The sequence below is a fragment of the Anaerotignum propionicum DSM 1682 genome (assembly GCF_001561955.1).
In the GTDB taxonomy this organism is placed as follows: Bacteria; Bacillota; Clostridia; order Lachnospirales; family Anaerotignaceae; genus Chakrabartyella; species Chakrabartyella propionicum.
On sequence record NZ_CP014223.1, the window covers coordinates 2,891,308 to 2,904,707 of the forward strand.

The 13,400-nt window shown below is 31.4% G+C and carries 20 protein-coding genes, 1 tRNA gene and 1 pseudogene; 4 read left to right on the plus strand and 18 right to left on the minus strand.

Annotated features, from left to right (window positions below; translation table 11 throughout):
* Nucleotides 1–113 precede the first annotated feature (113 nt).
* Nucleotides 114–524, minus strand: coding sequence for a phBC6A51 family helix-turn-helix protein (locus tag CPRO_RS13580; protein ID WP_066052991.1), 411 nt, complete (start codon nt 522–524; stop codon nt 114–116).
* Between the two features lie 64 nt (nt 525–588).
* Here CPRO_RS13580 and CPRO_RS13585 point away from each other — a divergent pair, with 64 nt between their 5' ends.
* Entirely contained in the window at nt 589–984 is a 396-nt protein-coding gene (locus CPRO_RS13585) for a hypothetical protein (protein ID WP_066052995.1), read from the plus strand.
* 2 nt (nt 985–986) lie between these two features.
* Here the strand turns inward: CPRO_RS13585 and CPRO_RS13590 are convergent, their stop codons facing one another.
* From CPRO_RS13590 to CPRO_RS13630, 10 genes and pseudogenes are all read right to left on the minus strand, one after another.
* Entirely contained in the window at nt 987–1,547 is a 561-nt protein-coding gene (locus CPRO_RS13590; protein ID WP_066052998.1) for a M15 family metallopeptidase, read from the minus strand.
* Complete coding sequence (locus tag CPRO_RS13595; RefSeq protein ID WP_066053002.1) at nt 1,540–1,758, minus strand: hypothetical protein; 219 nt, start codon at nt 1,756–1,758, stop codon at nt 1,540–1,542. Before CPRO_RS13595 ends, CPRO_RS13590 begins: the two co-directional genes overlap by 8 nt.
* 72 nt (nt 1,759–1,830) lie before the next feature.
* On the minus strand, nt 1,831–2,355 hold the full coding sequence (locus tag CPRO_RS13600; RefSeq protein ID WP_066053005.1) for a hypothetical protein: 525 nt from the start codon (nt 2,353–2,355) through the stop codon (nt 1,831–1,833).
* Between the two features lie 24 nt (nt 2,356–2,379).
* Nucleotides 2,380–2,466 (minus strand): annotated as a pseudogene (locus CPRO_RS16295) (hypothetical protein); the annotation flags it as partial.
* 36 nt (nt 2,467–2,502) lie between these two features.
* The gene (locus CPRO_RS13605) at nt 2,503–3,099 is read right to left on the minus strand and encodes a hypothetical protein (protein ID WP_066053007.1); all 597 of its coding nucleotides are present in this window, start codon (nt 3,097–3,099) and stop codon (nt 2,503–2,505) included.
* The gene (locus CPRO_RS13610) at nt 3,099–4,343 is read right to left on the minus strand and encodes a hypothetical protein (RefSeq protein ID WP_066053010.1); all 1,245 of its coding nucleotides are present in this window, start codon (nt 4,341–4,343) and stop codon (nt 3,099–3,101) included. Before CPRO_RS13610 ends, CPRO_RS13605 begins: the two co-directional genes overlap by 1 nt.
* Before the next feature lie 230 nt (nt 4,344–4,573).
* Complete coding sequence (locus tag CPRO_RS13615; protein WP_066053013.1) at nt 4,574–4,759, minus strand: DUF5659 domain-containing protein; 186 nt, start codon at nt 4,757–4,759, stop codon at nt 4,574–4,576.
* A 69-nt stretch (nt 4,760–4,828) separates the two neighbouring features.
* Nucleotides 4,829–5,581 carry a DUF3102 domain-containing protein gene (locus CPRO_RS13620; RefSeq protein WP_066053016.1) on the minus strand — a complete coding sequence of 251 codons (753 nt, stop codon included), beginning with the start codon at nt 5,579–5,581 and terminating at the stop codon, nt 4,829–4,831.
* A 592-nt stretch (nt 5,582–6,173) separates the two neighbouring features.
* Complete coding sequence (locus CPRO_RS13625; protein ID WP_159430689.1) at nt 6,174–6,878, minus strand: hypothetical protein; 705 nt, start codon at nt 6,876–6,878, stop codon at nt 6,174–6,176.
* 58 nt (nt 6,879–6,936) lie between these two features.
* Complete coding sequence (locus CPRO_RS13630; protein WP_066053022.1) at nt 6,937–7,797, minus strand: hypothetical protein; 861 nt, start codon at nt 7,795–7,797, stop codon at nt 6,937–6,939.
* A gap of 93 nt (nt 7,798–7,890) precedes the next feature.
* On the opposite strand from CPRO_RS13630, the gene CPRO_RS13635 reads away from it, so the two are divergent.
* Nucleotides 7,891–8,625, plus strand: coding sequence for a hypothetical protein (locus CPRO_RS13635; RefSeq protein ID WP_066053025.1), 735 nt, complete (start codon nt 7,891–7,893; stop codon nt 8,623–8,625).
* A gap of 99 nt (nt 8,626–8,724) precedes the next feature.
* Here the strand turns inward: CPRO_RS13635 and CPRO_RS13640 are convergent, their stop codons facing one another.
* Nucleotides 8,725–8,952 (minus strand): hypothetical protein, encoded by a 228-nt coding sequence (locus CPRO_RS13640; protein WP_066053028.1) that lies wholly within the window; start codon nt 8,950–8,952, stop codon nt 8,725–8,727.
* A gap of 593 nt (nt 8,953–9,545) precedes the next feature.
* On the opposite strand from CPRO_RS13640, the gene CPRO_RS13645 reads away from it, so the two are divergent.
* Nucleotides 9,546–9,740 carry an Arc family DNA-binding protein gene (locus CPRO_RS13645; protein ID WP_066053031.1) on the plus strand — a complete coding sequence of 65 codons (195 nt, stop codon included), beginning with the start codon at nt 9,546–9,548 and terminating at the stop codon, nt 9,738–9,740.
* Nucleotides 9,741–9,811: 71 nt separating this feature from the next.
* Complete coding sequence (locus CPRO_RS13650) at nt 9,812–10,117, plus strand: hypothetical protein (protein ID WP_066053033.1); 306 nt, start codon at nt 9,812–9,814, stop codon at nt 10,115–10,117.
* A gap of 328 nt (nt 10,118–10,445) precedes the next feature.
* Here the strand turns inward: CPRO_RS13650 and CPRO_RS13655 are convergent, their stop codons facing one another.
* The 6 genes from CPRO_RS13655 to CPRO_RS13680 all read right to left on the minus strand — a co-directional run bounded on the left by CPRO_RS13655 (nt 10,446) and on the right by CPRO_RS13680 (nt 13,333).
* Entirely contained in the window at nt 10,446–10,661 is a 216-nt protein-coding gene (locus CPRO_RS13655; protein WP_066053036.1) for a hypothetical protein, read from the minus strand.
* 20 nt (nt 10,662–10,681) lie between these two features.
* On the minus strand, nt 10,682–10,921 hold the full coding sequence (locus tag CPRO_RS13660; RefSeq protein ID WP_066053038.1) for a hypothetical protein: 240 nt from the start codon (nt 10,919–10,921) through the stop codon (nt 10,682–10,684).
* Nucleotides 10,922–11,193: 272 nt separating this feature from the next.
* Nucleotides 11,194–12,150, minus strand: a complete 957-nt coding sequence (locus CPRO_RS13665; RefSeq protein ID WP_066053040.1) for a tyrosine-type recombinase/integrase — start codon at nt 12,148–12,150, stop codon at nt 11,194–11,196.
* Between the two features lie 160 nt (nt 12,151–12,310).
* A tRNA-Leu gene (locus tag CPRO_RS13670) sits at nt 12,311–12,394 on the minus strand.
* Between the two features lie 73 nt (nt 12,395–12,467).
* Nucleotides 12,468–13,055, minus strand: coding sequence for a LysO family transporter (locus tag CPRO_RS13675; RefSeq protein ID WP_066053042.1), 588 nt, complete (start codon nt 13,053–13,055; stop codon nt 12,468–12,470).
* Nucleotides 13,052–13,333 carry a LysO family transporter gene (locus CPRO_RS13680; protein ID WP_082754377.1) on the minus strand — a complete coding sequence of 94 codons (282 nt, stop codon included), beginning with the start codon at nt 13,331–13,333 and terminating at the stop codon, nt 13,052–13,054. The genes CPRO_RS13675 and CPRO_RS13680 overlap by 4 nt, the downstream gene beginning before the upstream one ends.
* Between the last annotated feature and the right edge of the window lie 67 nt (nt 13,334–13,400).

Genomic DNA, 13,400 nt, shown 5'->3' on the forward strand with positions numbered 1-13,400 from the left:
TAAATAAAGCCTATGAAATCAACGTTTATAGCTATTTCCCATAGGCTTTAATCTGTTCACGAAACAGTAATTTTGCGAATAGTTAATTGTATAATATAGAAGTAACTTATAGTTTAATCGACATCTTCACTATCATCTACAAGCTTAATTGTAATAGTTTCTGTGGTATTTTGGTTGACTTCCAACTTATTGTTTAAGTAGAAACTACTCTCATCATCTTCCAGCACCATTCTTATAGCTGGCATCACATCTCTATAACTTGCATTCTCCAATACATCTCCTAGTCTTTTCCAAGCTTTATTCTTAAATTGTCTTCTCATTACTTTTCTTTCTTTTTCCAACTCTTGACTAAATAAATCTTGCTTGTACCAATCGTAATATGTACTTGGAGAAACTCCTATAGCCTCATAAACTCCTTTACCCTGTTTCCCCTCATAAACAATCAAATAAATAGCTTCTGTTTGTTGTTTGGTTAAACCTGTTGCAGGAATATATTTTCCATCTTTATCTCTATTTTTTGGCATATTATGACTTCCTTTCTATGTAAATATATGGTATTATAGTAATAAATCTTTTAGGAGGAAACTTATGTCCCGTATTTTCTTTATTGCTGTATATATGATTATTTCCTCCATTGCAACAATCAAAACACCTGCATTTAATAATCCACAACAAACTCTTATTTGTTATTTTGTAATATTGAGCATAGGTGAATTGGTTGACTTATTCGCTTATGCAATTGCGTATAAGATAGCAGGATTTTTTAAAAATATTCTTGGATTGAATGGATATGAAACAAGTGTTAAACATTGGAAAACAAGATGTATATTTGCCCTCTTATATTTAATTTTTACGCTTACACCATTATCAACAGAATTAGCTAGAAACATTACAATCCTAATCTATGATTATCTCGCCACACAAGGAAATAAACTCATTACAGAAATTTGTAATTCATTTACACCTGTACCTCCTGAATATTAATATCATCTGTTAATCACAGGAATTTTTCCCTTGCTTCCAACTTTCAACCCTAGCACCTCGGCAATGTCCCTTGTCTTAATATAAGTAGTTCCATCCTTACGAATCAATTCAACAGTAAATTCCTTACCATTAACAATCAACTTATCCTTCTCAACCACCTCGTCGTCCTCCATTACTGGTGCTTTCCAGCTTTTATTAATCTCAAAATGTGGCTTATCTGGTGTACTCCATGTGCCGCCCCAAGTGATACCTAAACGCTTTGCAATCTCTCCGCACTTGGAGAAGAAAGCACTATCAGAATACTCTTGCCCCTTAACATTTTTGCAAATATCCCAAGCCATTCTACTAGTATGCCTACTATTTTTTGTCCATGTAACCACATTTCCTGCCCTAGTTCTGCCTTGCTCATATAGCCAGTTTTGCCGTTGCTGCGGACGATAAGTTTCTGTAATGCAAACAATCAATCCAACCTTTTTGCACTCGTCTCGGAACAGATTACAGGCTATTTGAGCCAGTGGAGACAACTCTTGAATGTCTCTACAAGGCTTAGTTATGTCACTCATTATTCTCAACCTCCTTATTTGGCGATTGAATTCCTTTCTGGTATTGGCTACCAAAATAAAAAGCAATTACCACTGAGAAAATAGTCAGAAATTGTTCTCCACTGATTCTACCAATTACAGCCAAATAGCTGAATATAGCAGTCAATAGTATTGTAACTATGCTTTTCACTGTCAATAAGTTTTGAATTGTAATTTTTGCATTATCGCTCATTTTTACACTTCCTTATATGTAATAGTAGAAAGGATACCGAAAAAATCGGTACCCCTAAATAATGTCTAGCCCTTATAAAACCTCATCAATATCATCAATATCAAGCAGTCTAACATACTTAATTAAATTATGATTATTTTCAATGCACCAATCAGAGAATTTATTGATATTAACTAGAATTCCTGTAACTTCTCTATTATCAATCTTCTTAGTAATGCTTCTCAAGTTTAATTTGTGGCTGTTTATGTATTCTTCTAATGTTGACTTGGTATACATCCATAGGACACCATTGTATTCGTCAATGTAGCAATAACAGGTTGATTTAGAATTGTAATACCATCCTTTTTTACCTGTATCTTGGTAAGTCTCAATAAACATATTCCCTGTCCTATGCATTACTGAATCAAACTTAACGTCAAATTTAGCAATAGTACCATCTGTATACTGGACAATAAAATCAATACCACTTTCAATTCCTAAAAATCCATCTTCCCCTACATTAATACAAATAATACCTTTGTCGATACAGAAATCATGAAACCACTTTTCTCCTACTTTGCCATGTTTTAAATCTTTTGTAAATTGATAATTACTCATTCTGTTAGTCACTCTTACCTTTCTTTAAATCGTTTGAATAGTGTCTCTCACCTTGCGACCAAATGGACGCAGGGTATAATTTTTTACAATAAAAAAAGTTGTACATGATGTACAACCAACTACCTACATAAATTAAATTAGCAATAACTAACTTCTAACTATAACAAAAGGATACCCCTCACAAGTTATCCCAAAATCAGCTTTTATTTGTTTATTTAACCTTACTCTTTTTAAGTCATAGGCGTTCAATATTTCCTGCATTGATTTCTTCCATTGTAATTCCATTTTCTGTGTTTTCTTTAATTCGCTTTCTAATATATACTTATCTGTTCCGATAGCGTTTGCAACCATTTTAGCTAACTCTGTTGTAGCATCATCTGATTTTTCACTTGTACCTTTTTTATTCTCATACTTGTACTGGGGAAACACCTTGTCAGCTAATTCTGTACCAAACGTCCTTAATACATATTCTCTACTTATACCCTTTAATGTAATATTATTTTCTTTTAATATTTTTGCAATCTCTTCTGAATTTGATAGAGAAGTGACTCCATATTCTTCAAATGAATAGAAGTTCGTTAATTTTTTATGTCCATATTTTATAGCAATTGCTCTAGCTTTCGCTAATTCATCCTCTGGTATCTTTTCTACGGTTACTTTGTCCAGCATATTCAATAATGTAAATAATGTTAATGATTGTGAGAATGTTTGGCTTCTATTAGGATTTATTTCACACACTTTCATTAATGTAGTATAACTTCCAAAAATAAAGGTTTTCCATCAACTTGTAAATCCTCATTAACGTACTGTGTAAAGTGCATCAACAATTTCTGAATATGATGTTTCCTAGTCCTAATCAATTTTGATAACTCTGGAAATTCTTCTTTAAATTCTTCAGTATCAAGATAATTTGCACTGTCAATCATTAATTGTTTCTGCTGTCTTGTCCAATCACTTTCAACTAATTCTAATCCATATACCGCTTTGATAAATTCAATCGCTTCACTTCTTCTACAGTGTGCTAATTCCTCTGTAATTCCTATGATAGTTCTTACTTTATCACAACCAAAACATTTATATAATGGTGTTCCATTATCAGAAATATAAATATGTGCTGAAGGTGAATCATCTTCATGTGATGGTAGAATACAGTTGAACATTTCATTACTTACTCCTAAATATTCCGCTAAATCAATACTGTTTATGTAACTATATAAATCATTCTGACACTTAAATATGGTGAGGGGGGTTTTAATAGTAGGTGATAAAGAAGATATCTTATTATTACCTACCCCTAAATCCCCCATACCGAGAATAACCCTTAATTTATCAGCATTCCTATCCATAATAGCTTGAATATTTTCCCCTGATTTATTGACAATATTACATTCTTTCTTAACTTTATCTACCTTACCACTATTGGCAATAAGAGCTTTCTTAACCTTAGCAGACTTAATTTCCTCCACATAATGTTTACTTATAATTTCATCAGTGTTAATCGTAGCTGAATAATCTTCATAAATTAACATTCTACCGCCAAAGAATAATCTGCTGCCATCTTTACATTTTATGTCACAATGTTTGAAAGCTTCCATTAACGATGATTGAATTTTATCTCTGGTTTCAATATCTGTAATCACTCTATCAGCACAGAATACCAATCTAAATTTTTCATGCTCTGGTGTATAACTAAAACTGGTATACCCAAAACAAGGTGATATATTTAATTCCTTGCATCTAATTAATTCCTCTTGAATAGTTGTACCCTCGTCAAAATCTAAAGCAAATAGTTGCTGCTGAATCCAGTCAGTTGTTTTCTTGCCATTTAAATATGCTGGCTTAAACGTGGCTCCATGTGATAACCCTTGTGCCAAATCCTCAATAGATATTTCTGTTTTGGTTAAATTCTTTTGAACACTTGCAATTTCATAGCCTTGTGGTTTGCTTTCGTACCTTTTGCCATAATACATACATTTTACTTTTGTCATAATTTAATATCCTCCTTATTTCTTTGCATAAAAAAAGCCACTCCAATAATTGAGTGGTTAATATCTGGTAACTATGTTTTTACGAACCCCTTTGAAGTGAAACGTTAATCAATATGTTGGCAAAGCGACCAATGGTCTGTCTGGCAATCAATGATTTCAAACTCAAATTGTATTATTGGTACGCCTTCAAAGGCGAATCAAAAATACTATTCCCCTTCAAAGGTGAGAACCTATTTCTTAAACATCAAACAACATTCATTCAATTCTGGTGTATTCTCAAATAGAAATACCTTATACTTTGATTTCTCTTCACCCTGTTTAGGGTAGGCATCTGTTACTTTTGATACATTGAATCCATTTCTAACTAAGTGCATCATTAATTGTAGGCTATGAATGACTTTAAAATTTTTATTCATTGGATATATCCTCTCCTTTAGATATTATGGGCATACGCCGAAACTGGCGTACCCCATTTAGTTATTAATTTATTTCATTTCATCTAAATGTTTTTTAGCTTCTCTGTAATAATCCATTTGACCACACATACAATTACCAATACAAAACCAAGAAAATAATTCTTTTTCATATGAATCATTTCCTTTTTTATCATAATAAAAGTATCTAGCTGGAATAGTTTCAATCCCTAAATCTTTACAAGCTCTAACACGTTGATGTCCAGAAACAATCATTTTATCTTGAGTAATTATAATTGATTCAATAACTCCTGATGTTTCAATACTTCTTAGGAAATTAATATATTGCTCCCCTACAATGTTAGGGAAATATTTTGTGTGGTTAGGAAATTCTTTTAATTCTGAAACTTTAACTTGATATGAGTTGTAATCTCTTTCATCTTGATTGATAATATTTTTTACATTTTTGATTTTTTCTTTCAATTCCCTAGTGGTTATACTCTCAATGTCATTTTCCTCTATAAACGCATCTCTTTTTTCATCTGGTAAATCCATAAGTAAAAATAGTTTCGTCTGCCCCAAATTGGAAAGCGAATTCGAATTTGACACATTAAATGTAGTTGCCAACTGCATAAATTTGTTTGCTGTTCTTTGTGTAAAATCAAACTTTTCTTCTAACCAAATACCCCATGTACCATGATTTAACTGGCTCTTAGCTTCAATTAATGCTTTACCAATTAAAATAATATTGCGTGCTGTTTGTTCTTTCAGTTGGATGATTTCATTTTCAATTACCTCTAAATTTCTTACTGTTAAATTTTCCATTTTACATCTTCTCCTTTTAGTTTGTATTTTGAAAGTATTTTGATAATAAAAAAGCACCTGTTTAGATGCTTAGTTTCTTGGTGGTGGTGATGATAGAGTTAGAAATTACCCTCTCCATAGTAACTTAAAAATAGTCCTAGTTCTAGGGCGAAATTGACACTAGATTTGCGAATTCACCTCTTTTTTTGTAAATTTAAATATGTCCTCCATAGTAACTTAAAAAAAGTGTCACAAACATTGATAAATCAACATTTTTTAAATTTACAAAACGCAATTAGACCTCTTTTTTTGCAAATAGGGGAGTACACAAATTGCATTCTCACATCTTTTATTACACTTTTTGCTCGTCCCCTTATTGTAATTATCTCTGTTTTTGAAAATTTATAAAAAGTGGTTGAAACCCTTGTAAACAGTGGGTTTGAGAGACTTAACAAAAAATAAATGTCAACACATCAAGAATTTTTATACATTTTTACATTTCCTTCTCCATAGTAGACGATTAATAAAACAATTACTTACTATACACTAAAGCAATTCTGACATAAGCTCTACAACCATTGATTTTACTAGGTTTGTAGCACTTTTAAAACCGTTACATTTTACTACTCCTAAATTTTTGTACCCGTTCTTTCGTTTTTTGATTTTCTACTATTTCAGCACATTCTCGGCAATAACTCATATTGGAAGCAGTTCTTCTTTTCAAAACCCCGCATCTTTTACATCTAAAAAACTTTTCTCCACAATATAGCAAATATTCATATCCTAAATTTCTAAAATCATCAATCTTCAGCACCTCTTCAGATTCCGTCTTATCTATGTAACAAACATTTACACTTAAATTATTTACCAACTTATTCATTTTTATTAAACCCAATGCTTTCATATCGTGAATCATAAAGCATTGTTCTTTTATCGTAGCAGTAACATTAGCCATCCTAAAAATATCTTTAAAATCATAGTTTATCCAATCACGATTGTTCTCGTTTACCATATTGCGATATTTTGCAAGACATAACATTGTAAAAGCGATTCGTTTCATAGGCTTACTTTTTATGCCGTCAATTGTTAGTAATTCGTTTTTAGTAACTGGTATATAATCAATATTTATCAAATCACGTTTTTTTGCGTGTTTTGCAATATTAAGTAATAAATCTTGCCACTGAGAAATAGCAAAATTATAATATTTTTCTTCCATTATTTTTACAAGTCGTTTATATATTTGATTTGGTTTTAAATTTTCAACATGATATAAATATTTAGCAACAATTCTTAAATCGTATGATGGTTTTTTGCTCAATTTAGGCTCTTTTAATACGTTCTCTGCGTACTCTTTTTCTTTTAAAATTATGTTAATACTAAACCTCTCCAATCTGTGTTTGTTTCATTGAATATTTTTCACCTATGTATAAAATATTTCCATTTTCATCTTTTTCTGGATAATTAACAATGTAATTATTTTTTTCCAATAAATTTTCTATAACTTGTGAACTACACATGTCCCAAACAAATTGTTTTGACTTATTTGTAGGGTAACATAAATCAATTAATATATTTGCAAGTTCTTTTTGGTCAGGACATATACATGAACACTCTTGTTTAAATACAGTCAGCATCATGTTTTTTTGTTCAAATGCATCATCGTCGTTAATTCGTTCTCTTTTAATTAGTTGTTGATATTTTTGCAATTTATCGCAATAGTCTTTATATATCTTTTCAATTTTATTTTTAGTATAAGCAGAATAATTTACGCTTGATTTTAAAATAGAGTAATCGAATGTGTTGTTATTTTTAAAGTTGGCTAAGTAGTCATCAAACTCATTTTCAAACAACCAACAGATTTTATTTACTAAGCAATTATGTGTCCCCACTGGCATACGATAATCATAATATTTTAAAAATTCTATTTCTTGAGTGGTCTTGTTGGGTTTATTTTTTAATTCATTGATAGTAAATTTAAACTCTGTTTGACATTTCTTATTTGAATCAGTTATGTATTTTTTATATATCCTTCTTACGTCTGGGTAAATGTATTGCATGAAGTACGGTTTTTTATCAGCCACAAGCCGCTTATTAAATTCTTTCAACTCACGCTGTTCTTTTGAGTCGTCATCTTTAATTTTATTTGAACCATAGTCAAACCAATGTTTAGGTCTAGGTTTTGCAATAATTCCTTTTGTTTTATCAATAGCATTCTGCTGAAATAACTGACCACACATAATTCTATATTCTTTTTTGCTTCTCCTTTTGGTACCTCTATTTGCTAATTAAAGATACATGTGTTATATTTATTATTAAAGGAGTGGTAAAAAATGTATACCATTGAAGAAATTAATATAGAGATAGAAAAATTCTGCAAATCAACTTCATACAAAATACCACCTATTAAACATTGTTTACATGTTAATAGTGATGATTTTATAGCTCAAGTACGTCGTAATAATGAGATAGAAAATGGATATGAACTATTAATATCTAATGACATTTACAAGTATAAAAAAGAATATCAAAAAGCTGTTTTATGGCATGAATTTACTCATATGTATGATTCTCTAAAATTTAAAGACGAATCTAAAATTGTTTTTGACGCAATGATTAAAACATTTTCTGAATCTCATGCAACTACAGTAGAATTGAAATATTTATTACATATCTCAATGAATCAAACATCACGAATTAATTTAAATAATAGAGTTTTGACTTGGAGAAATGGTAAAGAAAACTTAGACCTGATTACAGCTAATTATATAAATCAAAGCATACATCACTTTAATAATTTTTTATTAACCAAAAATCCATATGATTTTAATTCTGGTAGAACTCAGTTTTGCTACTTTTGCGGTTATTTAATGTTAGAAGACAAAACAAAAGCATGCAAATTATTAGATGGTGTTATGTGTTATTTCCCTGAGCAATACAGAAAAAATCTATCTGAATTAGGTAAAGCTATATTAATTTATGATGTAAATAAAATTGTTTCAACATATGACATTTTTACATCCCAAGCAATGCTTTATGGGATGCCAACTAAGAAAAATCAAACGTGAAAATAGTTGTTCATTAAAATAACAAAAAATTAGGAATAGATAGCTTATCCACTCCTAATTAATAGGTATACTGCATTTTAGGGTATACCTAAATAATTTTTAACTCTGACACACAAGCTTGTCCTCATACCATTTGATTCCAGCGGTATTATTTACATGAGTTACAGGTGCTTCAAATTTGACGCTCCCCATCTGAACTAATACACCATTTTCAATCACTGGTGGTGTATATATTGCTTTAATCTCATTTTCTTTCTGTTTCATAGCACATAATTTCTCTGCTGTTACAGATACGATAGTTTTTGCAACTTCATTTAATAATCTCATTTGAATCTCTCCTTTAATTTGTATTGTCAACTTTATTGACATTAGAAATTTCACTTGACATTTTGGTTTTAAAAATTATCATTTTGGTGGATTGTTTGGAGCGAAAATAGAGTTTTCCCAACAAGTGGAAAGATACCTCTATTAATCATCACTTCGGAGCCATTGCCCTTCGCTTAATACTGTACGAGTCTAATTTTCATTAGTAAGCCTAATAACCAAGTATGTATATCCCCTTGTCAGCTTATATCCTCTTATACCGTTCCACCCTCTTATTCTTTGTTTATTGTGAGTTTATACAAGAAAAATTCTCACTGACGCATATAATCCCTAGTACAGTGTAGGAAGTTACTGCGAATGATTTTTTGCATCGGCTCATTACACCTTATCTTATTTAGTACCTATTGTCCGTTAGAGGGACATTAGAAACAAGGGAAGTATATGCTTTCAAACCTTGGGTGATATTAAGTATCTATTTGATATCTAAAATATATCACAAAGGTTTTGTCGAGTCAATATCTTTTTGATATCTATTTGAATACTTGAACTTTGATATCTATATGATATAATTAAGATATTGAAAGGTGGTTATAAAAATGGCAGTTCAACAAAATCCTTACCCTTTAAGAATTGATAAAAATACAATGGATAAATTTAAGATTATAGCAAAAGAAAATGGACGTTCTGTAAATAAAGAGATTGAAATATTATTGAAGAATGTTATTTCCGAATATGAAGCTGAACATGGGAAAATTGAAATAGATGAAGATGAGCTATATAAAAAAAAATAGATATATAACTAATTCAAGATTTAGATTAAAAAATTATAGTACAGTACCGCTAAGTAAAAGGAGGTTGTTACATGGACAATGATATAAAAAATTTACTTACTGATATATCAACTTTACTTGATACAAAATTACAACCAATTAACGAAAAATTATATAGTTTAGAGCAAGGACAAAATGAAATCAAATTAACTTTAGAAAATCAAACCAATAAGAATATACAGTTATTAGTAGAAGGATATATGGGGAATATTGACAAGATTGAGAAACTAGATTTTATTGCGGAAGATGTAAGTAATATTAACTTAGATATTAAACTATTGAAAAATGCAATACTTCATAATACAGAGGAAATTACCAGATTGAAAATGATAAAATAATTTATAGGGATGTGCATTAAATGCATATCCTTTTTTCTTTGTCAAATAACAAAGAGTATATTTTAAGAATATACCCCTATTTTCGTTTCAAATGTTTTAGGTGAAGAATTGCTCAAAAAAAGTAGTATCGTTTAAAATAGAGTGGAAAAACGTGCATTTTTCTAAGGGATATAGATAAAGGATGGTCAATATTGAATGGAGTAACGAGCGGATTTTTCCGTTGGTTGAACCATGTTAAATTTAACATAGTTGAGTGAGGGTATATAACGTTTTGTTACCCACCATACTCTGTGGATGAGGTATGCCCTGTTTTAGGGTATACCTACAATTAAGCTGATAGGAATAATATTCCGTATAGGTATGCCTTAAATGGTGGATACCATATTTTTTCTGTTTCTCCTTTTTGCTCTAACTCATCAACAGACATCTTCATCTGTTTGGCAATATCTTCTTGAGATTTTTTAGAATTAGCAACTTCCGCATTTTGCGGTAATTGCTCTTTATATTGGTTAGACCCATTACCTCCAACAGTCACTCCATACAATCTTTCCAACTCTTTAATTCTCAGCCCCACTTTTTGGCTACAATATCACGAGATTTGCCTTGTTCTACCAGAGGTGCCGAAACTGGCACATCTGCTATTTGCTTAGCGCTGGATGCTTCTGGCGGTTCTGCCATGAGCTGTGTTTTCCCGTTTAATAAGGCTTGTCTTCCTTGTTCATCCCGTTCCGCCAGTTTCGGCACAATGTTTAAGTCCGTACGTTCTCCTTGTCTTTTGTTGTTTTCTTTTTGGACTTCCACCAAATTTGGGGTAATACCACTTTCAACACTTTGATATTGGTTGCCGTAAAATTTGACCTGTTTTTCTTTTGCTTGTTTCTCATAAATAGGGCGATACTTTTCGGCAACAGCAATTCTTTGAATTGGATTGAGATTTCTTTACCTATTCTACTAGCGAAAACGTCAATCTACAGAGATTACAGAGGTTTTAACACATTGGTTGACTAATTCTATGCCTAAAAAAAATACCCCCTTAAAAAGCAATATTTATGCTTAAAAAGGGGTATATATTATATTTACCTACGTTTACTCTCTATATGAATTCGTGTTTTATTCTGGTTAATTTCCAGTGTATCCAGTGGATTAAATTGGCTGTAATTCAACGATAAATCTTTGCTAAACATATTTACATATTCTTTTACTACCGTTAAATCACTGTGCCCTAATAGCTTTTGTAAGCGAAAAATATCACCGCCATTAAGAATCCATTTTTTTGCAAATGTATGACGATATAAATGAGAGGATGTTTTTATTACTCCCCTACTTCTATTGTATTTAACAAGCATTTCTTGATAGGTACGCAAATCTGATTTTCCTCCAAAAGAATTGCAAAATAAATAATCATCACTAGTACCCTTTCTGTAGTTAAGATATTCCTTTAAGATAACAGCTAAACTATCCGACATAGGAATTATCTGGGCTTTTCTATTTTTACTTGTATTCATCTGAATTAATTGGTTGTTAAAATCCAAATCGCGTATCTTTATATCTAACGCTGAAGAAATTCTATTTCCAGTAGCTAATAAATAATTAGAATACACCCAAGTCTTGTACTCCGTAAAATCAGTATTTTTAAGGTTAGGTTTCTTAAGTAATACTTTTAATTCTTCATCTGTGTATGTTTCTTTTATTTTCTTATCAGCCTTGGGGAGTTTAATTTTAAATTGCGGTATCCACTCATTATCCATACAAAAATAAAAAAATGCCCTTAAATCTCTTAAATAAGATTGCACAGTAATATCATTACAACCTCTTTCTCTTAAATAAAGGATAAAACCATCTATTTTCAATAAATTAATAGTGCTTAAACTCCAATCTGCTGCTATTGAATATTTCTCTAGTACAGAAAAATGAACCCTGTAAATATCTAATGTTTTTTCAGACAAATTTCTTACTTTACAGCGAACAATATATTGCTCAAAACATTCTGACATGGTAATAGGTTCATTCTGATTAAGGCTAATTTTTTTCATTTTAGACATCCTTTCAATTAAAAAATCACTCGTTAAACCCTATATTTTTTAAAAAGAATCTAGCGCGTCAAAATCATATGAAAGCATGAAAAAATGGGAACTAAAAAAACTCAACAAGTGTAAAAACCGTTGAGTTTATGGGTAATTCTAATTACATTGATGCGGATGACAGGACTTGAACCTGCACCAGGAAACCCCGACTAGAACCTGAATCTAGCGCGTCTGCCAATTCCGCCACATCCGCATGTGGACAACTCGCTAAGTAATAATAATATATTCGACCAAAAAAGTCAAGGGATTTCTTCAATTTTTTTCTCCTACAGAAAAAATTGTATTAAAACAGGCACAAGCAACGTGCAAGTGATTCCACTCATAAAAGCAATGACAGCCGTCTTGCCATCAGTATGTTTACTAATCATCCCCAAAGTAGTATCCATAGCTGTCGCCCCTGCTGGCGCAATGGCACTATAAGAATTTAAGTATTTCACCAAAAAAGGAATTAGAATAAAGGTAAGCATTTCACGAAATACGTTAGATAAAAAGGATATGGTTCCTCCAACAGGATTTCCCGCATTTGTTAAAATGATTCCAGATAAGCTGTACCAACCCAAGCCTGCGGTAATTGCCATTCCTTCTTTAAAATGCATCTGGGTAATCAGTGCTGCAATGGCACCACCACACAAGGAACCTAAAATTACACCGAGAGGAATCAGGAGAATGCGAAAGCCCAATTGGCGCACCTGACTAAAAACTTGACGATTTAGCCCCAAATCTATGCCAACTGAAAATAATAATATCAAAAGCATAAAAGAAGATGCTTCATCTAAAAAAGCTGCTATCTCCATAGGCATATACATGCCTCCAAGAATGCCCAATGCCAGTACAATTAAAATGGCTATACTCATTTTTCCCCCTCCTTTTCAAAAAACAGCTTACTCAAAAGAAATACAAAAAGGATACTGCCAATAACTGATGAAATGGCAAATAACAGAGCCTTCCCGCCCAATACAGGTAAATTCCGAATCACATCGCCATTTCTGCCTATGCTAACCCCCATGCAAAAAATCAAGAGCATAAGCCAGAGGGTTTCCAGACGACAATTTAATTTAATTTGTTTTTCCTTAAGTAGTCCAAAAAAACCAATTGCAAAACCCATTGCCAAAACCAAAAAAATCTTCCACATTTACATTCCCCCATAAATATTTTCATTCTTACATCGGTTTACAATTCATTCAGGTAATCAAGTCTTC

Excerpts from the sequence above, each read along its gene's own strand:
- CPRO_RS13650 (WP_066053033.1), top strand. The coding sequence starts at position 9,812 with ATGGACAATGATATAAAAAATTTACTTACTGATATATCAACTTTACTT.
- CPRO_RS13675 (WP_066053042.1), bottom strand. The coding sequence starts at position 13,055 with ATGAGTATAGCCATTTTAATTGTACTGGCATTGGGCATTCTTGGAGGC.
- CPRO_RS13665 (WP_066053040.1), bottom strand. The coding sequence starts at position 12,150 with ATGAAAAAAATTAGCCTTAATCAGAATGAACCTATTACCATGTCAGAA.
- CPRO_RS13645 (WP_066053031.1), top strand. The coding sequence starts at position 9,546 with ATGGCAGTTCAACAAAATCCTTACCCTTTAAGAATTGATAAAAATACA.
- CPRO_RS13580 (WP_066052991.1), bottom strand. The coding sequence starts at position 524 with ATGCCAAAAAATAGAGATAAAGATGGAAAATATATTCCTGCAACAGGT.
- CPRO_RS13585 (WP_066052995.1), top strand. The coding sequence starts at position 589 with ATGTCCCGTATTTTCTTTATTGCTGTATATATGATTATTTCCTCCATT.
- CPRO_RS13590 (WP_066052998.1), bottom strand. The coding sequence starts at position 1,547 with ATGAGTGACATAACTAAGCCTTGTAGAGACATTCAAGAGTTGTCTCCA.
- CPRO_RS13615 (WP_066053013.1), bottom strand. The coding sequence starts at position 4,759 with ATGAATAAAAATTTTAAAGTCATTCATAGCCTACAATTAATGATGCAC.
- CPRO_RS13610 (WP_066053010.1), bottom strand. The coding sequence starts at position 4,343 with ATGACAAAAGTAAAATGTATGTATTATGGCAAAAGGTACGAAAGCAAA.
- CPRO_RS13635 (WP_066053025.1), top strand. The coding sequence starts at position 7,891 with ATGTATACCATTGAAGAAATTAATATAGAGATAGAAAAATTCTGCAAA.
- CPRO_RS13630 (WP_066053022.1), bottom strand. The coding sequence starts at position 7,797 with ATGTGTGGTCAGTTATTTCAGCAGAATGCTATTGATAAAACAAAAGGA.
- CPRO_RS13600 (WP_066053005.1), bottom strand. The coding sequence starts at position 2,355 with ATGAGTAATTATCAATTTACAAAAGATTTAAAACATGGCAAAGTAGGA.
- CPRO_RS13595 (WP_066053002.1), bottom strand. The coding sequence starts at position 1,758 with ATGAGCGATAATGCAAAAATTACAATTCAAAACTTATTGACAGTGAAA.
- CPRO_RS13620 (WP_066053016.1), bottom strand. The coding sequence starts at position 5,581 with ATGGAAAATTTAACAGTAAGAAATTTAGAGGTAATTGAAAATGAAATC.
- CPRO_RS13605 (WP_066053007.1), bottom strand. The coding sequence starts at position 3,099 with ATGAAAGTGTGTGAAATAAATCCTAATAGAAGCCAAACATTCTCACAA.
- CPRO_RS13680 (WP_082754377.1), bottom strand. The coding sequence starts at position 13,333 with ATGTGGAAGATTTTTTTGGTTTTGGCAATGGGTTTTGCAATTGGTTTT.
- CPRO_RS13640 (WP_066053028.1), bottom strand. The coding sequence starts at position 8,952 with ATGAGATTATTAAATGAAGTTGCAAAAACTATCGTATCTGTAACAGCA.